At 43.3% G+C, this 20435-nt stretch carries 19 protein-coding genes; 12 read left to right on the top strand and 7 right to left on the bottom strand.

Annotated elements, in window-relative coordinates:
• Positions 1-192 precede the first annotated feature (192 nt).
• From thrA to thrC, 3 genes are read left to right on the top strand one after another with little or no spacing between them, the layout of a single operon-like run.
• A complete protein-coding gene (thrA, locus tag BM043_RS12170; RefSeq protein ID WP_092792018.1) occupies positions 193-2640 on the top strand; it encodes a bifunctional aspartate kinase/homoserine dehydrogenase I in 2448 nt (815 codons plus the stop codon).
• Positions 2640-3566 (top strand): homoserine kinase, encoded by a 927-nt coding sequence (locus BM043_RS12165; protein ID WP_092792017.1) that lies wholly within the window; start codon positions 2640-2642, stop codon positions 3564-3566. The genes thrA and BM043_RS12165 overlap by 1 nt, the downstream gene beginning before the upstream one ends.
• Before the next feature lie 3 nt (positions 3567-3569).
• Entirely contained in the window at positions 3570-4868 is a 1299-nt protein-coding gene (thrC, locus tag BM043_RS12160) for a threonine synthase (protein WP_092792015.1), read from the top strand.
• A gap of 132 nt (positions 4869-5000) precedes the next feature.
• On the opposite strand, the gene BM043_RS12155 is transcribed toward thrC, so the two are convergent.
• Together BM043_RS12155 and BM043_RS12150 are read right to left on the bottom strand one after the other, a co-directional pair.
• Positions 5001-5405, bottom strand: a complete 405-nt coding sequence (locus tag BM043_RS12155) for a type II toxin-antitoxin system VapC family toxin (RefSeq protein WP_092792014.1) — start codon at positions 5403-5405, stop codon at positions 5001-5003.
• The gene (locus tag BM043_RS12150) at positions 5402-5653 is read right to left on the bottom strand and encodes a DUF6364 family protein (RefSeq protein WP_092792012.1); all 252 of its coding nucleotides are present in this window, start codon (positions 5651-5653) and stop codon (positions 5402-5404) included. The genes BM043_RS12155 and BM043_RS12150 overlap by 4 nt, the downstream gene beginning before the upstream one ends.
• Positions 5654-5776: 123 nt before the next feature.
• Between BM043_RS12150 and BM043_RS12145 the strand changes: the two genes are divergently transcribed.
• Positions 5777-6856, top strand: coding sequence for a glycoside hydrolase family 43 protein (locus tag BM043_RS12145; protein ID WP_092792011.1), 1080 nt, complete (start codon positions 5777-5779; stop codon positions 6854-6856).
• Between the two features lie 22 nt (positions 6857-6878).
• On the opposite strand, the gene BM043_RS12140 is transcribed toward BM043_RS12145, so the two are convergent.
• Complete coding sequence (locus tag BM043_RS12140; protein WP_092792175.1) at positions 6879-7853, bottom strand: polyprenyl synthetase family protein; 975 nt, start codon at positions 7851-7853, stop codon at positions 6879-6881.
• Between the two features lie 139 nt (positions 7854-7992).
• Between BM043_RS12140 and BM043_RS12135 the strand changes: the two genes are divergently transcribed.
• The 3 genes from BM043_RS12135 (at position 7993) to BM043_RS12125 (ending at position 11292) form a co-directional block, all read left to right on the top strand.
• A complete protein-coding gene (locus tag BM043_RS12135; protein ID WP_092792009.1) occupies positions 7993-8487 on the top strand; it encodes a DUF4199 domain-containing protein in 495 nt (164 codons plus the stop codon).
• Positions 8488-8558: 71 nt separating this feature from the next.
• Complete coding sequence (locus BM043_RS12130; RefSeq protein WP_092792008.1) at positions 8559-10256, top strand: 1-acyl-sn-glycerol-3-phosphate acyltransferase; 1698 nt, start codon at positions 8559-8561, stop codon at positions 10254-10256.
• Complete coding sequence (locus BM043_RS12125) at positions 10234-11292, top strand: NAD(P)H-dependent glycerol-3-phosphate dehydrogenase (RefSeq protein WP_092792173.1); 1059 nt, start codon at positions 10234-10236, stop codon at positions 11290-11292. The genes BM043_RS12130 and BM043_RS12125 overlap by 23 nt, the downstream gene beginning before the upstream one ends.
• On the opposite strand, the gene BM043_RS12120 is transcribed toward BM043_RS12125, so the two are convergent.
• Entirely contained in the window at positions 11293-11859 is a 567-nt protein-coding gene (locus BM043_RS12120) for a pyridoxamine 5'-phosphate oxidase family protein (protein WP_092792006.1), read from the bottom strand. It abuts the gene before it with no gap.
• A complete protein-coding gene (locus BM043_RS12115) occupies positions 11859-12041 on the bottom strand; it encodes a CPXCG motif-containing cysteine-rich protein (RefSeq protein WP_092792005.1) in 183 nt (60 codons plus the stop codon). Before BM043_RS12115 ends, BM043_RS12120 begins: the two co-directional genes overlap by 1 nt.
• Before the next feature lie 344 nt (positions 12042-12385).
• Between BM043_RS12115 and BM043_RS12110 the strand changes: the two genes are divergently transcribed.
• Both BM043_RS12110 and BM043_RS12105 read left to right on the top strand, forming a co-directional pair.
• Positions 12386-13528: an ATP-binding protein gene (locus tag BM043_RS12110; RefSeq protein ID WP_092792004.1), complete on the top strand. Its 1143-nt coding sequence runs from the start codon at positions 12386-12388 to the stop codon at positions 13526-13528.
• A gap of 121 nt (positions 13529-13649) precedes the next feature.
• Complete coding sequence (locus tag BM043_RS12105; RefSeq protein WP_092792002.1) at positions 13650-14030, top strand: carboxypeptidase-like regulatory domain-containing protein; 381 nt, start codon at positions 13650-13652, stop codon at positions 14028-14030.
• A 99-nt stretch (positions 14031-14129) separates the two neighbouring features.
• On the opposite strand, the gene clpB is transcribed toward BM043_RS12105, so the two are convergent.
• Complete coding sequence (clpB, locus tag BM043_RS12100) at positions 14130-16757, bottom strand: ATP-dependent chaperone ClpB (RefSeq protein ID WP_092792001.1); 2628 nt, start codon at positions 16755-16757, stop codon at positions 14130-14132.
• Positions 16758-17213: 456 nt separating this feature from the next.
• Here clpB and BM043_RS12095 point away from each other — a divergent pair, with 456 nt between their 5' ends.
• Together BM043_RS12095 and BM043_RS12090 are read left to right on the top strand one after the other, a co-directional pair.
• A complete protein-coding gene (locus BM043_RS12095; protein WP_092792000.1) occupies positions 17214-17471 on the top strand; it encodes a DUF6364 family protein in 258 nt (85 codons plus the stop codon).
• Positions 17468-17887 (top strand): type II toxin-antitoxin system VapC family toxin, encoded by a 420-nt coding sequence (locus BM043_RS12090; RefSeq protein ID WP_143189531.1) that lies wholly within the window; start codon positions 17468-17470, stop codon positions 17885-17887. The genes BM043_RS12095 and BM043_RS12090 overlap by 4 nt, the downstream gene beginning before the upstream one ends.
• A 51-nt stretch (positions 17888-17938) precedes the next feature.
• Here the strand turns inward: BM043_RS12090 and BM043_RS12085 are convergent, their stop codons facing one another.
• Positions 17939-19189, bottom strand: a complete 1251-nt coding sequence (locus BM043_RS12085) for a dipeptidase (protein ID WP_092791997.1) — start codon at positions 19187-19189, stop codon at positions 17939-17941.
• Between the two features lie 239 nt (positions 19190-19428).
• Between BM043_RS12085 and BM043_RS12080 the strand changes: the two genes are divergently transcribed.
• Positions 19429-20322, top strand: coding sequence for an SMP-30/gluconolactonase/LRE family protein (locus BM043_RS12080; RefSeq protein WP_092791995.1), 894 nt, complete (start codon positions 19429-19431; stop codon positions 20320-20322).
• The last annotated feature ends 113 nt before the right edge of the window (positions 20323-20435 follow it).

Below are 20435 nucleotides of genomic sequence, written 5' to 3'. Positions count from 1 at the left end.
ATGGTACTTGAGTCAAACAACTTTTTCTTTACATCGAGTCGCAATACCCAAGGTACTGCGACAACCACTTTTATGCCCACAATGACCGGGACCACAATGATTACGGGGTAGTCCCGTCGTCAATCTATTAGTACCCGCCCCTTAGGCTTCTATGCCTTTTCAATTTTCCCAAAAAAAGTCCCCAATATTCACATGAAAATCATCAAGTTTGGAGGTTCCTCCGTAGCCAATCCCGATACCATTCGAAAGGTATTCTCCATCATCCAGGACAAGCTAAAAAAGCAGGATGTTGCGATCGTTTTTTCTGCCTTCGGAGGTGTGACGGAAAGCTTATTGACCATTGCCCGACTTGCCCGTGAGGGAGATCAGGTGTATCGAGATCTCCTTCAGAGTCTCGAAGAAAAACACCTCGATATGGTGCGACAGCTCATAGCTGTGCACAATCAATCCACGGTGATGACCTTTGTCAAAGTCAGGTTCAACGAACTGGAAGACCTTTTTCACGGAATCTACCTGATCAAAGAAAATTCTGCTCGGACCTTGGACTATGTAGTGAGCTTTGGTGAGCGCTTATCAACTTTTATTCTGGCCGAGGCCTTAGCCGCAAAAGGAATCAAAACCCAATTTCTGGATACCCGGGAAGTGATCCGCACCAATGATCGATTTGGCCAAGCTCGTGTCGATTTTGAGGTCACCAACTCCCTAATCAAGGAATACTTCTTAAAACATGACGGGATCAAAGTCATCACGGGATTTATCGCCTCCACTGCCAAAGGAGAAACGACCACTATGGGGAGATCGGGATCAGATTATACTGCTGCGATCTTTGCCGGGGCCTTGGATGCAGATGACCTAGAAATCTGGACCGATGTATCGGGAGTTTTAACTTCCGATCCAAAGTTGGTCTACACTGCATTTACCATCCCACAGCTCAGCTATAATGAGGCGATGGAGCTTTCCCATTTTGGGGCCAAAGTAATTTTCCCGGCTACGATGCAGCCGGCGATGAAAAAAAGTATTCCGATCTACATCAAAAATACTTTTGAGCCGGAAAATCCAGGCACTATGATCAATGGCGAAGTAACCAATGGAGCCCTGATCAAAGGAATCAGCTCCATGAGCAATATTTCCATTGTTACAGTACAAGGCGCCTCTTTGCTCGATGGATCAGCTGGAAGCCGGGTTTTTAAAGCCTTGGCAGAAGCCAAAGTGAATATCGTGTTGATTTCCCAAGCTTCCTCCGAGCACATCATCTGTCTGGCCATCAAAACCAGTGAAGCCTACCTCGCCAAGGAAGTCGTAGAAAAGGAGTTTTACTACGAAATCAAATCCGGAGAAATGGACGAGGTGGTTCTTTTGCATGGACTATCTACCATCGCGGTAGTTGGGGAAAACATGAAACAAAATCCGGGAGCATCAGGACGGATGTTCCGCGCGCTGGGAAGAAACAACATCAACGTTGCCGCTATTGCTCAGGGGAGTTCGGAGCTGAATATCTCTGCTGTGATTCCTCAAGCTGACCTACAAAAAGCGCTCAATGCTCTCCACGAAGCATTTTTCCTTTCCGAAAACAAGGTGCTTCACGTTTTTCTTGTAGGCACAGGTCTGATCGGACAGGCATTGATCAAAATGATCGCTAATCAGCAGCAGAAATTGCGTAGTGAAAGCGAACTAGACATTCAAATTCACGGCATGGCCAACAGCAGATTTATGGCTTTCCATGAGGATGGCTTTGAGCTAAAAAACCCACATCAGCTTAGCGATTCGGATGAAAAGATGGATTTGGAAAAATTCATCAAAACGATGGAAGAAATGAACTTCTCCAATTCGGTATTTGTGGATTGTACTGCAAGTCAAGAAGTAGCAGATGCCTATAGTCGTGTATTGGGAGCTAAAGTCGCCATCGTCACTCCAAATAAAAAGGCAAATTCGGGCTCGATGGACGAATACAAATTCCTAAAAAAACTTGCCAAAAAAAGGGGCGTCAAATTCCTCTACGAAACCAATGTAGCAGCAGGTCTGCCAGTAATCAATACGCTTCAAGACTTGATGCTGTCTGGTGATAAAGTGATCCGAATCGAAGCTGTCCTGAGTGGGTCTATGAATTTTATTTTTTCGGAACTCGAAAAAGGAGATCCTTTCTCGGAGGTAGTTCGATCGGCCAAGGAAAAAGGCTTTACCGAACCCGATCCAAGAGATGACCTCAGCGGAATGGACGTAGCTCGTAAGATTTTGATTTTGGGCCGGGAAGCGGAGCAGACTTTGGAGTTTGAAGATATCACCATCCAAAGCATGGTACCGGATGATTGTCAGGGTGCCGCTTCGGTCGAGGAGTTTTTTGAAAAGCTGAAATCCCACGATGTGGAATTCGCCAACCTGCTCAAGAAAGCTGATGAAAAAGGAGAAAAGCTGAGATTTATGGCTACGCTTGAAAATGGCAAAGCCAAGGTTGGACTCAATTCCCTATCCAATTCCCACCCATTCAGCAGCCTGAGTGGAAGCGACAATATGATCTTGTTGACTACCGAGCGCTACTTGGACAGACCCATGATTATCAGGGGCCCGGGAGCAGGTGCGGATGTGACTGCCGCAGGAGTTTTTGCTGATGTGATTCGAATTGGTAATTACACCCGTGAGTGATGAAGACCATCAAAGCTTTTGCGCCGGCTACGGTAGCCAACGTTTCCTGTGGATTTGATATCCTCGGATTTGCTTTGGAAGGCATGGGCGATTGGGTCACGGTGACCGAGCGGGAAAGCCCAGGTTTGGAGGTGATTTCTATCCAAGGTGATGGTGGAAAATTACCCTACGATAGTGACAAAAACACCTGTACAGTGGCGATCCAAGCTATGATTGACGAACTCGGAATCAACCCGGGTATTGAAATCCAATTGGAAAAGGGTCTTCCGTTAGGGTCTGGCATGGGATCTAGTGCTGCGAGTGCAGTCGCTGCATTGGTGGCTGCCAATGAGTTGCTGGGGAATCCATTTCAAAAAAACGAACTATTACCCTTTGCCATAGCAGCTGAGAAGGTGGCTTGCGGAGCAGGCCATGCAGATAATGTGGGACCTAGTCTCCTGGGAGGTTTTGTCTTGATCAGAGATTATCATCTTTTGGATGTCATTAAACTACCTGTACCCGAAGAGTTGCATTGTGTCTTACTTCATCCCCATTATCAACTCAATACAGCCGATTCCCGATCGGTATTACGAGATCAGATCCCACTCAGGCACGCGACCATCCAATCCGGAAATGTGGCCGGTCTCGTCACGGGTCTTTTTCAGGGAGACTTTGATTTGATTTCCAGATCCCTTCGCGACGTGATTGCAGAACCTTATCGGGCAGTTTTGATCCCAGGCTTTTATGAAGTCCGAGAAGCTATTAAAGCAGCCGGAGCATTGGGCATGGGGATTTCAGGCTCGGGGCCTACGCTGTTTGTCCTTTGCAAAGGATCAGCACCCATTCCCGGAATTATTACAGCTGCCCAGGAAGTTTTTGAATCCATTGGACTAGGTGTAGATGCATATCACTCCGCCATCAATACCCGAGGCGCTCATATTCTCTAGCACATGAAGTATTACAGCACCAACAATCCCAACCATTCTGCCTCTCTCTCTGAAGCAGTCATCAAAGGACTGGCTCCAGATAATGGACTTTATATGCCAGAGCGGATTCCTGTTTTACCGAAGGAAATAATCGACAAGATGCCGGATATGACTTTCCGGGATATCGGCTATGCCGTGATTGAGGTATTGTTTTCGGAGGATTTGAATGGAAATCAAATCAAAGAGCTTGTCGATCATACGCTAGGCTTTGATGCGCCCATCGTAGAAGTAGCGGAAAATCTGTACAGTTTGGAGCTTTTTCATGGTCCGACACTGGCATTTAAGGACTTTGGGGCTCGATTCTGCTCCAAACTGATGAGTATGTTGGTTGAAAAAAAATCAAAGACTCTCAGGGTTTTGGTAGCTACTTCAGGTGATACCGGCAGTGCGGTAGCCAATGGTTTTTTAGGCGTGAATGGAGTCGAGGTGATTATCCTTTTTCCAAAAGGAAAAGTCAGCAAGCTCCAGGAAAAACAGTTTACCACTTTAGGAAAAAACATCACTGCCTTGGAAATAGACGGAGTTTTTGATGATTGTCAGACGCTGGTCAAGCAGGCTTTTTTGGATGAAAAGCTAAATCAAAAACTATTGCTGACTTCTGCCAATTCGATCAATATTGCCCGCTGGATTCCACAGTGTCTCTATTATTTTTACGCCTATTCGCGATTACCCAAAAACGATAAAAAAGTGGTTTTTTCCGTCCCGAGCGGGAATTTTGGAAACTTAGGTGCAGGGATTTTGGCTTCTCGGATGGGCTTACCAATCGATCATTTTGTGGCCGCAACCAATGTGAACAAGGTGGTGCCGGAATACCTGCAGGGATCGCCATTTGCCTCCCAGCCTTCTATTTCTACGGTCTCCAACTCCATGGATGTTGGAAATCCAAGCAATTTCCCGCGACTTCAGGCCCTTTATGGCGGGGATGAAAATCTATTTAGAAAAAACGTCAAAGGCTATTTCTATACAGATGCCCAAACCGTCGAAGCAATCCAAAAAGTGAATCGGAGAGGCTATACACTCGATCCTCACGGTGCCGTGGCTTATTTGGGGTTAAAGGATTTTATGAATGAAAATTCCGGCTACCTGGGTGTCTTTCTGGAGACGGCCCATCCAGGCAAATTCCAAGATGTGGTAGAGGAAGCTTTGGGAGAAAAAGTAGTTTTACCTGACCGACTGGCAGCTTTTCTGGATGGAGAAAAAAAGGTGATCCCGATGAGGAAAAATTTCGAAGAATTTAAGGCTTTTTTGAAGGGGTTGGATTGATGGGATTATCGGTGATAGTATCATTTCATATGTTTATAATTTGATTTTATAGGTCATATGGAATCTCGCAATTATAATCATCCCAGTGTGTGTCGTTCTCGTCGTGCTCGATTTCATATTATCAATTTTAATTCAAACCACCTCCCAAGGCTCAAAAACAGGGATTTGGCTTGACCTGAAGTCCTTCTTATTTCTTGTGATGATTCCCTTAATTTTAGGAATACTGGATCCGGAGAAATACTGTACTCCGTCTTCCAAGTCCTTAAAATCTGAGGTTAAGGCTTTTTGAATATGTGTTTTTTTAGTCGGTTGAATCTCCAAAAAATTAATTAATCGACTGATTTTTGTCCTACTTTCGGTTTCACCGATTTCTTGGGAGATAATATAATAACTAGTAAGAATTGAATTGTCTGATGTCCACAGTTCCCATTCCTTTAAACGGGACTTATTGAAAATTTCTAGTGCATATTTTCCAAAAGGCTGGCGATTGCCCAAAAAGTCTAATAGAATATTCGTATCCAAAAAATATCGCTTCATCTCTGATATTTCTTGTTTAAAATCTCACGAATTTCCTCTTTTCCATTTAGTTCGCTTGGTAAATTGACCGACCCAAAAAGCCCTTTGAATTCCTCTGGAATATTGGACTGCCTCAATTCTGCCTCATCAATCTCTTTTTTTAAATACCTCTCAACCAGATCCGATAGGCTTTTTCCGGAATTATTGGCTAACCCCTTAGCCTTTTCAATAATTGATTTGTCGATTGTTAGGGTTAATTTAGTTTTCATCACACGTATTACTTGATTAAAGATACGTGTTTTTTGATTTAAATGATCCCAAATAGATTGATTTATTTAGTAATCTTTCGTTCTCTTCCTTATTTTAGTCCTTAACTCAAACCTTACCCAACCATGAAATTCTCAATTCATTTCCTCACAGCGCTCGTGTTGGCAACAGGCTGTTCTCAGCCTCAAAAATCTTCTGAAGTAGAGAATACTGAAACGGTTCAATCCAAATTCGCCCATTCCCCTTTGGTAGAGGATATTTATACTGCCGATCCTTCGGCCCATATTTTTGAAGGGAAAATCTACATCTATCCCTCGCATGATATTGAGACTGAAGTACAAGAGGATGATATGGGTTCCCATTTTGATATGAAGGATTACCATGTCTTCTCCATGGATCAGCCCGGAGGGGAAGTCACCGGCCATGGTGTGGCGCTTAAGCTTGAGGACGTTCCCTGGGCAGGCCGACAGCTTTGGGCGCCTGATGCCGCAGAGAAAGATGGCAAATATTACCTCTACTTTCCTGCAAAAGACAAAGCTGATATTTTCAAAATCGGAGTGGCCATTTCTGATCGCCCTGAGGGTCCTTTTACCGCAGAACCTGAGCCTATCGCAGGCACATTCAGCATGGATCCTGCGGTATTCCATGAAGGCGAAGATTATTTCTTGCTTTTTGGAGGAATCTGGGGGGGACAGCTTCAATGGTACGAAAATCAAGAATTGGTGGAAGGGAGAAAGGGGCCAACTGATGGAATCCCAGCTGCTGAGGAAAAAGCCCTGATGCCTTACATCGCCAAACTGGACAGGTCGATGACCAAATTGGCGGAAAAACCACGCGAACTTTTGATTTTAGATGAAAATGGAGAACCGATCAAAGCTGGTGAAAATGACAAAAGGTTTTTTGAAGCCGCCTGGATGCATGAATACGAGGGTAAATATTACTTGTCATACTCCACAGGAGATACGCATTTTATAGCCTATGCCACTGGCGATAATCCCTACGGCCCCTTTACTTATCAAGGGAATGTATTGGAACCTGTAGAAGGCTGGACCAATCATCATTCTATTGTTGAGTTTGAAGGGAAATGGTATCTGTTTTACCATGACACAGAGCTCTCCGGCAAAACTCCCCTTAGAAATATCAAAATGGCTGAGTTGACTCATCTTCCGGATGGAAAAATCCAAACAATAAATCCGATGAACTAATAAAAAAGCCGGGGAACCGGCTTTACTTTTTTCGCTCAATGGTATAACTCACTAGATCTCTCAGAGATGTTTTGTATTCTGAATCGGGAAAACTATCTAAAATCTCTAGCGCCTCCTGATAAAATCCATTCATTTTTTCTTTGGCATATTCCAGTCCTCCACTTTGCTTGACATATTGGATCACCTCATTGACGGCTTTTTTGTCTTCTGAGCGATTTCGGATCAAGTGAATGATCCGCTTTTTCTCCATCCAACCGGATTGAGTCAAGGCAAAAATCAAAGGAAGCGTCATTTTTTTCTCTTTGATGTCTATCCCGACTGGCTTACCGATTTCATCTTCGCCAAAATCAAATAAATCATCCTTAATCTGAAATGCCATTCCTACTTTCTCCCCAAAATCCCTCATGTGACTCACCGTCTCCAAATCCGCATGGACGCTGGCAGCACCTACCGCACAACATGAGGCAATCAAGCTGGCTGTTTTCTGACGGATAATTGTGTAATACACTTCCTCAGTGATATCCAGTTTTCGTGCTTTAGCAATTTGTAAAAGTTCGCCTTCTGACATTTCTTTTACTGCATTCGACACGATTTGGAGCAAATTAAAATCCCCATTATCCACAGAAAGCAGCAATCCCCTTGAAAGCAAATAATCTCCTACGAGTACTGCAATTTTATTCTTCCAAAGGGCATTAACCGAAAAAAATCCCCGCCGATAATTGGCGTCATCGACCACGTCATCATGCACGAGCGTGGCAGTGTGAAGCAGCTCTATCAAAGCGGCACCCCGGTGCGTGGAGTCATTGACCTGACCACATACACCCGCTGTCAAAAACACAAACATGGGGCGCATTTGCTTCCCTTTGCGCTTGACAATGTAATTGGTGATATGATCGAGCAGTTTTACCCTACTCTTCATGAAATCCCGAAATTTCTGCTCAAAAACGAGCATTTCGGTTTCAATCGGTTTTTGTATTTGCTTGAGGTCTGGTTTCATCCGGCTTTGATGGCGTAAAAATAATACCCTTTCGTTCATGGACAAGGGAATATCTAAGCATACCAAAGAAACAGCAGATTGAATGAAACGTTTTGGATTTTTCTTATTTTGTATCAAATACCCAAAACCCACCCACACCATGAAAAATCTCAAAACCGAAATCAAATGGGCGATCCTCTTTTCCTTAGTCATGATCGCTTGGATGGTGCTAGAAAAATCCCTCGGCTGGCATGACGAAAAAATTGCCGACCATGCCAAATTGACGTCATTCTTTGCCATACCTGCTATTGCAGTATATGTCTTTGCCCTGATGGACAAAAAGAAAAATGACCTCGGCGGTTTCATGTCCTACAAGCAAGGCCTTGCCACCGGTCTATGGATTACGCTCTTTGTAGCGATACTCAGTCCTTTGGTTCAGTTTATCATCAGCCAATGGATCACTCCGGATTATTTTGCCAATGTGATTGCATACTCCGTCAGCACGGGGGAATTGACTCAGGAGAAAGCCGAATCCTATTTCAATCTGAAAAGCTATATCATACAGTCCCTGATCGGGGCGGTTTTGATGGGTGTAATCACCTCTTTGATTGTGGCTTTTTTTGTTCGAAGCAAAAGCATTTTGAAACCCTCATGACAAAGAGTTTCCGGTGTACAAAATCTATTTGATTATCTTTGGCCTAAATTTTTGATAAGCACTGACGGACCTTGGAGGAGAAATACATCAAACATCGATATGAACCGATTTTGCCCAGCAAAAACGAATGGCCTGTGGTCAAATTGGCGCGGGAGCGAAAGGAATTTATCAAGCAGGTCTCCGATAAATCCCAAGACCGAATCCTCAATCTGATCAACAGCAATCCCGACCTTCTCAAAGAGGAACTGGAGACGACGCTTTACCGGGAAAAACTTCGGATCAAACAAAACCCCTGGGCGGTGGATCCCGATGATGAGCAGGAATTTTGGGGAAAAGTCAAAAGTTCCTTACTCCATGTCAACTCAGATACCAAACTGAATAAAAGTACCCGCTTAAAGGCCTACAGAGACATCTTGGAAAAAATCACTACTCGATACTCTGAGGAAATCGCAAGTAACTTCAAACATCAGCATTATAAATTTACCCGAAGCGTGGTCACCTTTGGCTTTGCACGGCTTCTCAATGCAGCACGGGTAAAAGGTTTTCGCTCAATTTTCAGCAATCAATTTACCCTTCAGGATAAAATCCAAATCACCGGAGAAACCGATCAGCTCCGGGATTTGGCGACCAAAGGAACTGTAGTCATGGTCCCAACGCATTTTTCGAATCTAGACAGTATTTTGATCGGTTGGATCATTTCGGTTTTGGGTCTTCCGCCCTTTATCTATGGAGCGGGATTAAATCTGTTTAATATATCGATTTTCGCCTACTTTATGAATGCCTTGGGGGCTTATAAAGTGGATCGGAGAAAGAAAAATCTGATGTATTTGGAGACCTTAAAAACGTACTCCAAAGAAGCAATTCAGTTTGGCTGTCATTCCCTGTTTTTCCCCGGAGGCACGCGAAGCCGCAGTGGGATGATCGAATCCAAACTTAAGCTTGGGCTACTCAGCACCGCGATTGAAGCGCAGCGGAATAATTTTCAAGACGAGCAAAATGACATTTCCGGCAAAATCTTCATCGTTCCGGTTACGATCAATTACCACTTTGTCCTGGAAGCACCAAGTTTGATCCGGGATCATCTCAGCATCACTGGTCAAGAGCGTTATTACAAGGAAAATGATGAATTTTCCACTTCCTATAAAATCTCCAAGTTCCTTTTCAAATTCTTCACCAAAGGTTCTGACATTTCGGTCTCAGTAGGCCGTGCGATGGATGTTTTGGGCAATTACGTCGATCAGGATGGAAAAAGCCTAGACAAGCATGGAAGGATCATTGATACGAGAGATTACTTCATGTCCAATGGAAAAATTACGGTAGATCAGCAGCGGGAAGAGGAATATACGCATATGCTCGGAAGAAGAATTGTGGAAGAGTTTCACAAAATCAACCGAGTCTTTAGTAGCCACTTGGTAGCCTTCACTGCATTTGAGTTGATTCAAGCAAAAAATCAGAAATTGGACCTGTTCGACTTGATCCGGCTTCCTGAGGAGGAGATCGTCATTCCTTATGAAGAATTCAAATCCGCCTGTCAGCAGGTCTATGATCGAATCCTGGAATTGCGAGCTGATCACCAAATCAAAATAGCTCCGCACATGAAGCGTGGTATGGAGCAGATCATAGCTCATGGCTTGGACAATGTCGGCATGTACCACGCCAAGCGCCCGCTGCTTCGAAATCAATCCGGCGATATCGTTACCGAAGACATCAGCTTACTTTATTTTTACCACAACAGATTGCATGGATATGGCCTCGAAAAACTCTTCTAAAATAAAGCAAATCGGTGTAGTGGGAATCGGGAGCTTTGGAGCGACTATAGCCAATATGCTCGCCGAAAAAAACCAAGTCATCGTCTACGCACGAAAATCAGAAGTGGTGGATGAGATCAATTCTCAACATCAGGCTCAAGGTCGAACTTTGAACCCGCTGATTAAAGCAACTGATGATCCCGAAGAAATTTGCGAGGCCTGTGAGGTTTTGTTCTTCATGGTTCCTTCCTCTGGTTTTCAAGAGGTCGCCCGTAAATTCGCCCCTTTTCTTCATCCCTATCATCTCATCATCCACGGTACCAAAGGACTATGTATCAATCTCCCTTTTGGGCAAACTCTCGACACGATGAAGCGCCTAAGGAGAGGCCAACTGCTAACAATGAGCGAGGTGATCCAACAAGAAACGGTCGCGGTAAGAGTCGGCTGTCTTGCCGGTCCCAATCTATCTCTCGAGCTCAGTCAAGGGCAGCCTGCGGCCACAGTCATCGCCAGCAAATTTAATGAAGTGATTCTGGAAGGACAGCGTCTTTTGCGCTCGGACCGCTTTCAGGTTTACGGAAATTCCGATATCATCGGTGTGGAGCTCAGTGGAGTTTTGAAGAATATCATCGCCATAGCCGCCGGAGCACTCGCAGGATTGGGCTTGGGCGAAAATGCCAAGGGATTGTTAATCTCCCGAGGCATGGTCGAAATGGTCCACCTGAGCAATGCATTGGGCGGTAGTGTCAAATCTGTCATTGGTCTGGCCGGAATCGGAGATTTGGTTGCCACTTGCAATTCGGAAAACTCCCGGAATTTCACCGTCGGTTATCGCCTCGCAAAAGGAGAAACACTGGAGCAAATTCAGGCCGATATGGAAGAAGTAGCCGAAGGGATCAACACGGTAAAAATCATCAAAGCATTTTTAGAAACTGCTGATCTGCGAGCCCCGATTACTGAAAATCTCTATCGAGTGCTTTTTGAGGATTTGGAAATCGAAGAAGCCCTTCAGTTTTTAATGAAATATCCCTTTAATGTGGACGTGAATTTCGTCTAGTTAAGGTACGAGCCAACTCCCCTCCCAATCCGCCTTTTTGGAAAAATGGACCCGAAGATGCCCTTCCCTTCGAAGCTGTAAAGCCTCGATTTCTACAGGAGAAAATTCCAACACACAGAAAAAATGATCGGAAGAAATCCCTTCTTTCCAGCCTTCTTCAGGACGGGAAATGGAAGTTCCGGGAGCTTGAGCACCGGTATATTCTGACCTTCGATGGTTTGGAATAGTATTCCAAATTTCATTTGCCAATTCATCCTGAAAATGAAGCTTGGTTTGGGCATTAACTCGAATTTGGACCTGCTTTTTGGGGTGGTAAAAATGAAGCGTGGCTTTCTGATTTTTCCTCAAATCTCTGCATTTCTCAGATCGAAAATCGGTAAAAACCAAAAAATCGAGATCTTGAGTCAACATACGCAAAACCACCGTTCGAACTTCCGGAAAATCCTTTCCGAATGTCCCCAAATTCACCCAATGAAAAGGATGCTTGGCATCCAAAGCCCCGCGATGCAGTTCATGCTTCACTGTTTGCAAGATTTCCTCGAGCGTGTCTGTGTTTTGAAACAGCATTATTGTTCGATGGAATTTGCTTCAAAATATACCAATTCTCCTTCCTCAAATTCTACACTGAGTTCGATCGGATTGCAGCAAACTTCACAATCCTCGATATATTCCTGCCTAGAAACCGAAGGGTCCAAGAGCATGGATATCTCCTGAAAGCAATGAGGACAATGGAAGAAGTGTTCGTGCATAATGAAGAAACTGGTGAATTAGGAAAAAGTTAAGATTCAAATTTGCTTCTACCCGACTGATTTATTAATGGTATCTATCCAAAATAGGAAAGAAGTAATAGTTTGCCAAAGATGGTTTTAAATCATAAAAAAGCTCCAAAAATCAATGCATCAACCCAAATCGAATGGCCTTCAGAGTTAATTAAACTGACGGAATTTACATTAATTACGTCAAATAACTGACGGATTTTACATTAATTACGTCACATAACTGACGGAATTTACATTAATTGAGTCAATTAACTTGATTTTTAAAGAAAAAAACAAGATATTTAACTTGATTTTCAGGACTTTAAATCAAATTTATGCAGATTTACCCACGCAGTATACACACTGTCTTCGAAAAAAAACTAAGACCCAATAAGGTCCTCATGCTGATCGGGCCGAGAAGAGTAGGTAAAACAGCTTTTATCCGCCACTTTATTTCCCAATGGAAATCCGAAGAAACACTTATACTCAATGGAGATGATGTCTTGGATGCAGCATTGATAAAGGAAAGGTCCGTGGCCAATTATACCCGTCTCATGACTGGTAAAGGGTTATTGGTGATCGATGAAGCGCAGCATATTCCTGATATCGGAATGGCTCTAAAGTTAATCGTAGATTCCATCGAGGGAATTCATGTGATTGCAACAGGATCATCTGCTTTTGACCTTCATCAGCAGCTAGGTGAGCCACTTGTTGGCCGGAAAAACACCGTGTATCTTTTTCCCTTAGCTCAAATGGAATTCAAGGAGCTGGAAGGTTATAAGACTACACTTGAAAAGCGTGAAGAGCGACTCATTTTTGGGGGATATCCCGAGCTAAGTCAATATCCGGATTGGAAAGACAAAGAAGACTACCTGTATCAAATTATGAATAATTACTTGCTCAAAGACATCTTGATGATAGATGGAGTCAAAAACTCGGAAAAGCTCTATTCGCTTCTTCGATTGATTGCATTTCAAATCGGTAAAGAAGTGTCTCTGGAAGAACTCGGAAGGCAATTGGGAATGTCAAAAAACACGGTGGAACGATACCTCGACATGCTTTCCAAAGTTTTTGTGGTCTATCGGATTGGGGGCTTTAGTAAAAATCTTAGAAAAGAGATTGTCAAAAGCAGCCGTTGGTATTTCTTTGATAACGGGGTGAGGAATGCCCTGATTCAGAACTTCAATCGTCTGAATCTTAGATCCGACGTGGGAGAACTTTGGGAAAACTACCTGGCTGCAGAACGACTTAAATTTCAGAGCTATACCCAAATTCATTGCAACAATTATTTCTGGCGGACCTATGATCAGCAGGAGTTGGATTGGATAGAGGAAGAGGGGGATAAGCTTCGAAGCTACGAGTTCAAATACACCTTAAATAAAACTCCAAAAGCCCCGGCTGCTTGGGCAAAAGCCTACCCGGATGCCAGTTTTGAGGTGATCCATTCGGGGAATTATCTGGATTGGATTGGGGGATAATTACCTGTTGACCATCGATAATTTGTCTAAAAATAAAGGTTTGATTATTTGGGTGTTAGTTTAAAAAACGGTTAAATTCCTAGTCTATTAGTAATTTCTAACATTCTAATCCTTCTGAATCTTGAAAACCAAACTCAAACTACCCGGTTTCAAAAATCTCCTCTTGCTCATCTCCCTTATTCTATTCGTAGCCTACCATCCCGCCCAAGCCATCGAAAAGGCCAAATCAAAACAAAGCGAAAACCTCAATGATCCAAAAATCAGAGCTCGGGTAATAGATGAAACAGACAAAGCGATGCAAGGGATTGCGGTATTGGTCAAAGGAACTACGACAGGTACAGTAACCGACAAGAATGGATTTTTTGAGCTCAATCTCTCGAAATTCGAGAAGAAAAAAGTTACGCTAGTATTAACGTATCCTCATTATCAATCGAAAGAAGTTAAGGTAACTCTGAGAAAGCTTACTCAAGATATGGGACAAATAAAAATGGAAAAGGAATAGAAATCAGTTTGGCCCCATTTTACATCAGGTAAAACAAAACCCTCGAGGTCTAAAAGACCTCAAGGGTTTACCTATTTCAGCCTGAAAGCTTTTCCGAGATTAGTTCTCTATCGTAACCGCAGCATCCACATTCTTAAAGTACACCTGCTTGTCGGCATCCAAATCCACTAGAACCGCTGAGTCATTTTTGATATAGCCTGCCAATATCTGCTTGGAAAGCTCATTCAGAATCAGGCGCTGCATCGTTCGCTTCAGCGGTCTCGCACCGAAATTGGGATCAAAACCGACCTCTCCAAGGTAATCCAAAACTTCCTTGGTGGCCTCTATCTCAATATTGGATTCGGCGAGTCGATTTTGAATTTCTTTCCATTGAATATCGACAATCTTGCGGATGATCTGCTTATTCAGCGGCTCAAACATAATCGTCTCATCGATTCGGTTCAAGAACTCCGGACGGACTGATTTCTTCAATAAGTCAAAGACCTCAGCTTTGGTTTTTTCCAAAAGCTCCTCTTTGTTCCATTCCTCCATCTCAGCAAACCGATCCTGAATCAGGTGCGAACCGATATTAGTGGTCAAAATGATAATGGTATTCTTGAAGTTGGCAATACGGCCTTTGTTATCGGTCAATCGACCATCGTCGAGCACTTGGAGCAAGATATTAAATACATCCGGATGCGCTTTTTCGATCTCGTCCAAAAGAATCACGGAATATGGTTTTCTCCGAACAGCCTCAGTCAGCTGACCGCCTTCATCGTATCCCACGTATCCCGGAGGCGCTCCAACCAATCGGCTGACCGAATGTCGTTCCTGATATTCGGACATATCGATCCGCACCATGGCATTCTCGTCATTGAAAAGGTATTCGGCTAAGGCTTTTGCCAGTTCGGTTTTACCCACACCAGTCGTACCCATAAAGATAAAACTACCAATCGGGCGCTTGGGATCCTGTAATCCGGCTCGGCTTCTGCGGACGGCATCTGACAATGCTGCGATCGCTTCTCGCTGACCGGCTACTCTTCGACCCAATTCGTCTTCGAGATGGAGTAATTTTTCCCGCTCGGATTGGATCATTTTACTGATAGGAATACCTGTCCATTTGGAGACCACAGAGGCAATATCCTCGTTGTCCACTTCTTCCTTCAGCAGTGGCGAACCAGCCTGCATTTCTGCCAATTGGGACTTGAAGGATTCCAATTTTTTCTCGGACTCCACAATTTTTCCATACCGGATTTCGGCTACCTTTCCAAAATCTCCAGATCGTTCGGCTTGTTCGGCTTCGAGTTTCAGCTTCTCGATAGCTTCTTTTTCCCGCTGAATACCCATAATCACCGCTTTCTCACTTTCCCACTTGGCTTTTACCGACTGTCGTTTTTCGGAAAGCTCAGCGATTTCTTTGCTTAGCGTTGCTTCTTTGTCTTTATTATTTTCTCTTCGGATCGCCTCCCGCTCGATTTCGAGCTGCATGACTCGACGGTTCAATTCATCCAATTCCTGAGGCAATGAGTCGATCTCCATTCGGAGTTTAGCGGCTGCCTCATCCATCAAGTCGATGGCTTTATCGGGAAGAAAACGGTCAGAAATGTACCGCTGCGAAAGTTCCACTGCAGCGATCACTGCATCATCTTTAATTCGCACACCATGATGGAGTTCGTATTTATCCTTGATACCGCGTAGGATGGAAATCGCATCTGCCGTATCCGGCTCATCCACAATAACCGATTGAAAACGACGCTCCAAGGCTTTGTCTTTCTCGATGTATTTTTGGTATTCCTTTAACGTGGTCGCTCCGATGGCATGTAACTCCCCTCTTGCTAAGGCCGGCTTAAGCAAGTTTGCTGCATCCATGGCTCCTTCGCCTCCACCCCCAGCTCCAATCAGAGTATGAATCTCATCGATAAAGAGAATGATTTCTCCTTCGGCGTCGGTTACTTCTTTGATTACGGCTTTTAGTCGCTCCTCAAATTCACCCTTGTACTTGGCGCCTGCGACAAGCAAGCCCATATCCAAAGAAATCAGCGTCTTACTTTTCAGGTTTTCCGGCACATCTCCGGAGACGATGCGCTGCGCAAGTCCTTCGACAATTGCCGTCTTTCCCACGCCAGGTTCCCCGAGCAGGATGGGGTTGTTTTTGGTACGACGGGCGAGAATCTGCAGCACCCGTCTGATTTCTTCATCACGGCCGATTACAGGGTCAATTTTACCCTTTTTGGCCAATTCGTTTAGGTTTTTGGAATACTTTTCCAAAGCCCTGTATTTGCTTTCTGCGTTGGGATCGGTCACTTTATTTCCTTTTCTAAGTTCCTTAATAGCTTCAATCAGAGGCTTTTCTGCCAAGCCTTGATCTTTGAGTAGTTGGGCTGTGGCATCAGTTCCCGCAAGGATCGCCAAAAGCAAATGCTCGATGGCGACATATTCGTCTCCAAAAGTCTTGAGGTAATCTTTGGCTTTGATCAAGGCTTGGTTGGCCGAATTCGAAAGATGGGGCTGCTGATTGGTCCCACTGACTTTGGGGAGTTTTCCCAATTGCTCATCTAGCTTTTGGGAAAGTAATTGCTTGTTTGCACCGAGTTTTTTGAAGACAAAGTCGGTGACATTTTCATCCTCGGAGAAAATCCCTTTTAGCAAATGAGCCGTTTCGATGGCGGGTTGACCCGAAGCCATCGTCAGCTCAGCAGCCTTTTGGATCGCCTCCTGAGACTTGATCGTGAATTGCTTAAAATCCATGTATTGATAGTGGTTTAGTTGCTTGAGAATGTATTCAAAACTTATTCATCAAATCAAAATCCAATTGCATTTTTCGGTCAAAATGACTGAAAAAGAGAACTTTCAAAAAGAAAACAGGAAAATATGGCAGGATTTCAAGTTGTTCCATAAATCAAGAAATTAGTAAAAAAAATATTATAAAGTTGAATAGGGTAATATGTCTCAACATTCATTAATCTGATCATCCGCTTGTTTGCCTGTTAGGAAATTAAATGGCTTAAAATCAGCTTTAAAGTTCATTTTTAGCAAGCTTCGCTCATGGTTCTCTCAACCCGAATATCAAAGGATATTCTACTTCTGGCAGAATTCTACATAATCAAATTCATCTAATAGAATTCAATCATTTAAAAAAATCAACCGAGTTGATAAAATGTCGTACAATAAATATAAATTTATACGTCAAAAATTCACTTAATTATGGACAGCAAACTTACCATTCGTCTTAACGCGGATGTGATCGAAAGAGCAAAAAAATATTCCTTAGAGCAAAAAACTAGCCTTTCAAAACTAATAGAAACCTATTTGGATGGGATTTCCAAACCTAAAGAAGAAGAATTAGATCATACTCATATCAGCCCGTTAGTTAAAAGCTTGATGGGGGCAGCAGGTCCTTTGCCTGAAGATTACGACTATAAAAAAGAATACAGAGAATACCTGGAAAAAAAGTATCAATGAAAAGAATTTTTGTTAACGCCAATATTTTGATTGACTTTTTAACCCAGAGAAAGCCTTTTGATGTCAAAGCTGGAATAATATTTTCACTTGCTGAGAAAGGTGAAATAAGCTGTGGTGTTTCGGTCTTATCTATTGCCAATACTCATTATCATCTTTTAAAATTGGTGAAGCCAGAATCCGCCAAAGAGCTGATACGGAAATTCAAGCTTCTACTTCAAGTTAAGCCGCTGAATGAAAAATTCATCGATTTGAGTCTAAATAACATGGACTTCCGAGATTTTGAAGATGCTCTTCAATATTATACTGCTTTGGAATATGGATATGAGTCCATCCTAACCCGAAATCTCAAAGATTTTAAACGGTCAAATCTGCCAGTTTTTACTCCTTCCCAACTTTTGGAAGTCCTAAAAAAATAGACCCAGCGCATAACCATCAATTGGGTCTATTTTTAGTTTTTTTCAATACCTCTATTTCTGAGAAGCCGCATAATCCTCCACAGCCTGCCAAACCCGGAAAATATTTTTGTAGCAGATTTTCTCGATATCCTCCTTGGAATATCCTCGTTTCAAAAGCTCAGCGATCAAATTGGGGAACATCGACACATCTTTCAATCCAGTCGGTAAAGAATCTCCCACCCCGTCAAAATCCGACCCAAAACCCACATAATCTATCCCTACCAAATTCACCACATGATCGATATGATCGGCCACGCGCTGCACCGTAGGAAATGGATTATTAGCTGCAGTATATTCCTTGATATAAACTTGAGCCGCCGAATCCCTCCGACTTAAATTGTTTTCTGCCAACCAGTTGACAATATGCTCTCGGACTTTGGCTGAGCCTGCCGCATAAGCGGAATCGATGAAGGATCCTCCAAAATTAATCATCATCACACCACCATTATCAGCCATTGCTTTGATCAATTCATCACTCATGTTTCGCTCAAAACCCGGCGTAAATTTCCGAACTGAGGAATGAGAAGCAATAACAGGGACTTTGCTAATGGCCAAGGCATCCCGGAAAGTATTATCAGAAACATGGCTCAAATCCACCATGATTCCCACTCGATTCATCTCGGCGACTACCTGCTCACCAAATTCACTCAATCCACCGTGAGTGCCCGTGGTGTCATAGCTCGCATCTCCGATAAGATTGTCTTTGCCGTGTGTCAGCGTGATGTATCGAATTCCCCTGCCGTGAAAATATTCCACGTTGGCCAATTCATCTTCTATCCCAGAACCGTTTTCCATTCCCATCGGAAGAGAAATCACTCCTTTATTAAAGTTAGCCTCCACATCAGCGGGACTATAGGCCATCGCAAATTTATCCGGGAAAGTATTGGCCAAGCGCTCGGTCATTAAAATCAGTGAGTCCGCCAATGCCTTGGAAGCGCCTGGGATAGCTTGATTTCCTGCGGGAATATAAATCGACATAAACGGCGCATCCAATCCCCCTTCTCTTGATCTTGGAAAATCAAAATTCCCATCCGGTGTGCGGACCGAAACATCAAGAATTTCACGCTGAAGGGTAAATCCACCGACTTTCATCCGATAGGGCAGATCCACGTGGCCATCGACCATAATAGTGGACTGAGCGATTTCAGTAGCTGCTTGAAGACGTTCTTCGTCGCTCATTTGGGTATAATCTACGGTCACTTCTTTAGGACCGCAAGCTAAAACAAGCCCTGATAATAGGGCTGGGAGTAGAAATTTTCTCATGGTTGCTGTGTTTTATTGGTTTGAATTTAATTCCTTTTGAGTTTTCTGACATCAAAAATCCACCAGCGGTAAAACCAATATAAATGAAAAGCATTTTTCAAAACAATTCTATGCCACTGCATATATTTAATACTAAAAATTAGGTAGAGCCTGAAACAAAAGACTTGATTCAGGATTTTATTTGGTGAAAATTATTTACGAACTTAGAACTAAATCATAGAATCTAATCAACCATAGTTATGAAAACACAATTGAAAGTCGGGATTTTAGGCCTTTCTGCCGTAGCACTATTTACCTATTGCAGCCCACAAAAAACGGAAGAAACCACAGAAGTAGAAGAAAATCAGCCTGCTGAAGAGGCTAAAAGCCCCACCCTAACTATGATGTGGGAAACTCCTGCAACTCTTGAAACTGTGGAGTCCGTACTTTATGATGAAGCTACGGGAGCGATTTATACTTCCAACATCATTGGTCAAGATCCTCAGGAAAAAGACGGAAAAGGATCTATCTCCATTATTGACAAGGATGGCAACATCATCAGTCAAGACTGGGTGACTGGTCTGAATGCCCCAAAAGGAATGGGTATTGCCAACGGAAAATTATATGTCACTGACATTACCGATCTGGTAGAAATCGAGATTGCTACTGCTACTGTCACCAACCGCTGGCCAGTCGAGGGAGCAGAATTTCTCAACGATGTAGCCACTTTCGAAGAAAATGTCTATTTCACTGATATGAATACCGGTAAAGTCCATCTTTACACCAATGGAGAGATTTCTACCGTTTCCGAAGGCCACGAATCTATCAATGGAATTGCTGTAGCAGACGACGGTACTATTTATGGCTTGGATGCTTCAGGTTTGAAAAAATGGAACGCAGACGGAAGCGCCACAGTAATCAATGACCAAGTAACGGGGGGTGACGGATTGGTGATTTTAGGTGATGGTAATTTTGTAGCATCAAGATGGCAGGGTGAAATCTGGTTCGCCTCCGAGGGTGATCAGACCAAAATGCTGGATACTACAGAAGAGGAATCCAACACAGCTGATATCGGATACAATCCTGCTGATAAAGTCGTTTACGTGCCGACTTTTTTCAAAAATAAAGTTGTTGCTTACAAATTGGATTATTGATCCATATCCAAATCAATTTAAAAGTGAATAGAGCCTTATGTTCAGACTTGGCTCTATTTACTTTTTAAGTAGATAAAAGCAATTTTTTGCCCATTCATGGAATTCCAAATGGT

This window comes from Algoriphagus hitonicola (assembly GCF_900113375.1).
Classification (GTDB): Bacteria; Bacteroidota; Bacteroidia; order Cytophagales; family Cyclobacteriaceae; genus Algoriphagus; species Algoriphagus hitonicola.
Note: the sequence above shows the minus strand (reverse complement) of the source record. Positions and strands in the feature narration are given on the sequence as shown.

Coding starts and splice junctions, on each gene's coding strand:
- BM043_RS12165 (WP_092792017.1), top strand. CDS start 2,640: ATGAAGACCATCAAAGCTTTTGCGCCGGCTACGGTAGCCAACGTTTCC.
- BM043_RS12135 (WP_092792009.1), top strand. CDS start 7,993: ATGAAAAATCTCAAAACCGAAATCAAATGGGCGATCCTCTTTTCCTTA.
- clpB (WP_092792001.1), bottom strand. CDS start 16,757: ATGGATTTTAAGCAATTCACGATCAAGTCTCAGGAGGCGATCCAAAAG.
- BM043_RS12110 (WP_092792004.1), top strand. CDS start 12,386: ATGCAGATTTACCCACGCAGTATACACACTGTCTTCGAAAAAAAACTA.
- BM043_RS12140 (WP_092792175.1), bottom strand. CDS start 7,853: ATGAAACCAGACCTCAAGCAAATACAAAAACCGATTGAAACCGAAATG.
- BM043_RS12155 (WP_092792014.1), bottom strand. CDS start 5,405: ATGAAGCGATATTTTTTGGATACGAATATTCTATTAGACTTTTTGGGC.
- BM043_RS12145 (WP_092792011.1), top strand. CDS start 5,777: ATGAAATTCTCAATTCATTTCCTCACAGCGCTCGTGTTGGCAACAGGC.
- thrC (WP_092792015.1), top strand. CDS start 3,570: ATGAAGTATTACAGCACCAACAATCCCAACCATTCTGCCTCTCTCTCT.
- BM043_RS12085 (WP_092791997.1), bottom strand. CDS start 19,189: ATGAGAAAATTTCTACTCCCAGCCCTATTATCAGGGCTTGTTTTAGCT.
- BM043_RS12095 (WP_092792000.1), top strand. CDS start 17,214: ATGGACAGCAAACTTACCATTCGTCTTAACGCGGATGTGATCGAAAGA.
- BM043_RS12125 (WP_092792173.1), top strand. CDS start 10,234: ATGGCCTCGAAAAACTCTTCTAAAATAAAGCAAATCGGTGTAGTGGGA.
- BM043_RS12115 (WP_092792005.1), bottom strand. CDS start 12,041: ATGCACGAACACTTCTTCCATTGTCCTCATTGCTTTCAGGAGATATCC.
- BM043_RS12090 (WP_143189531.1), top strand. CDS start 17,468: ATGAAAAGAATTTTTGTTAACGCCAATATTTTGATTGACTTTTTAACC.
- BM043_RS12150 (WP_092792012.1), bottom strand. CDS start 5,653: ATGAAAACTAAATTAACCCTAACAATCGACAAATCAATTATTGAAAAG.
- thrA (WP_092792018.1), top strand. CDS start 193: ATGAAAATCATCAAGTTTGGAGGTTCCTCCGTAGCCAATCCCGATACC.
- BM043_RS12120 (WP_092792006.1), bottom strand. CDS start 11,859: ATGCTGTTTCAAAACACAGACACGCTCGAGGAAATCTTGCAAACAGTG.
- BM043_RS12080 (WP_092791995.1), top strand. CDS start 19,429: ATGAAAACACAATTGAAAGTCGGGATTTTAGGCCTTTCTGCCGTAGCA.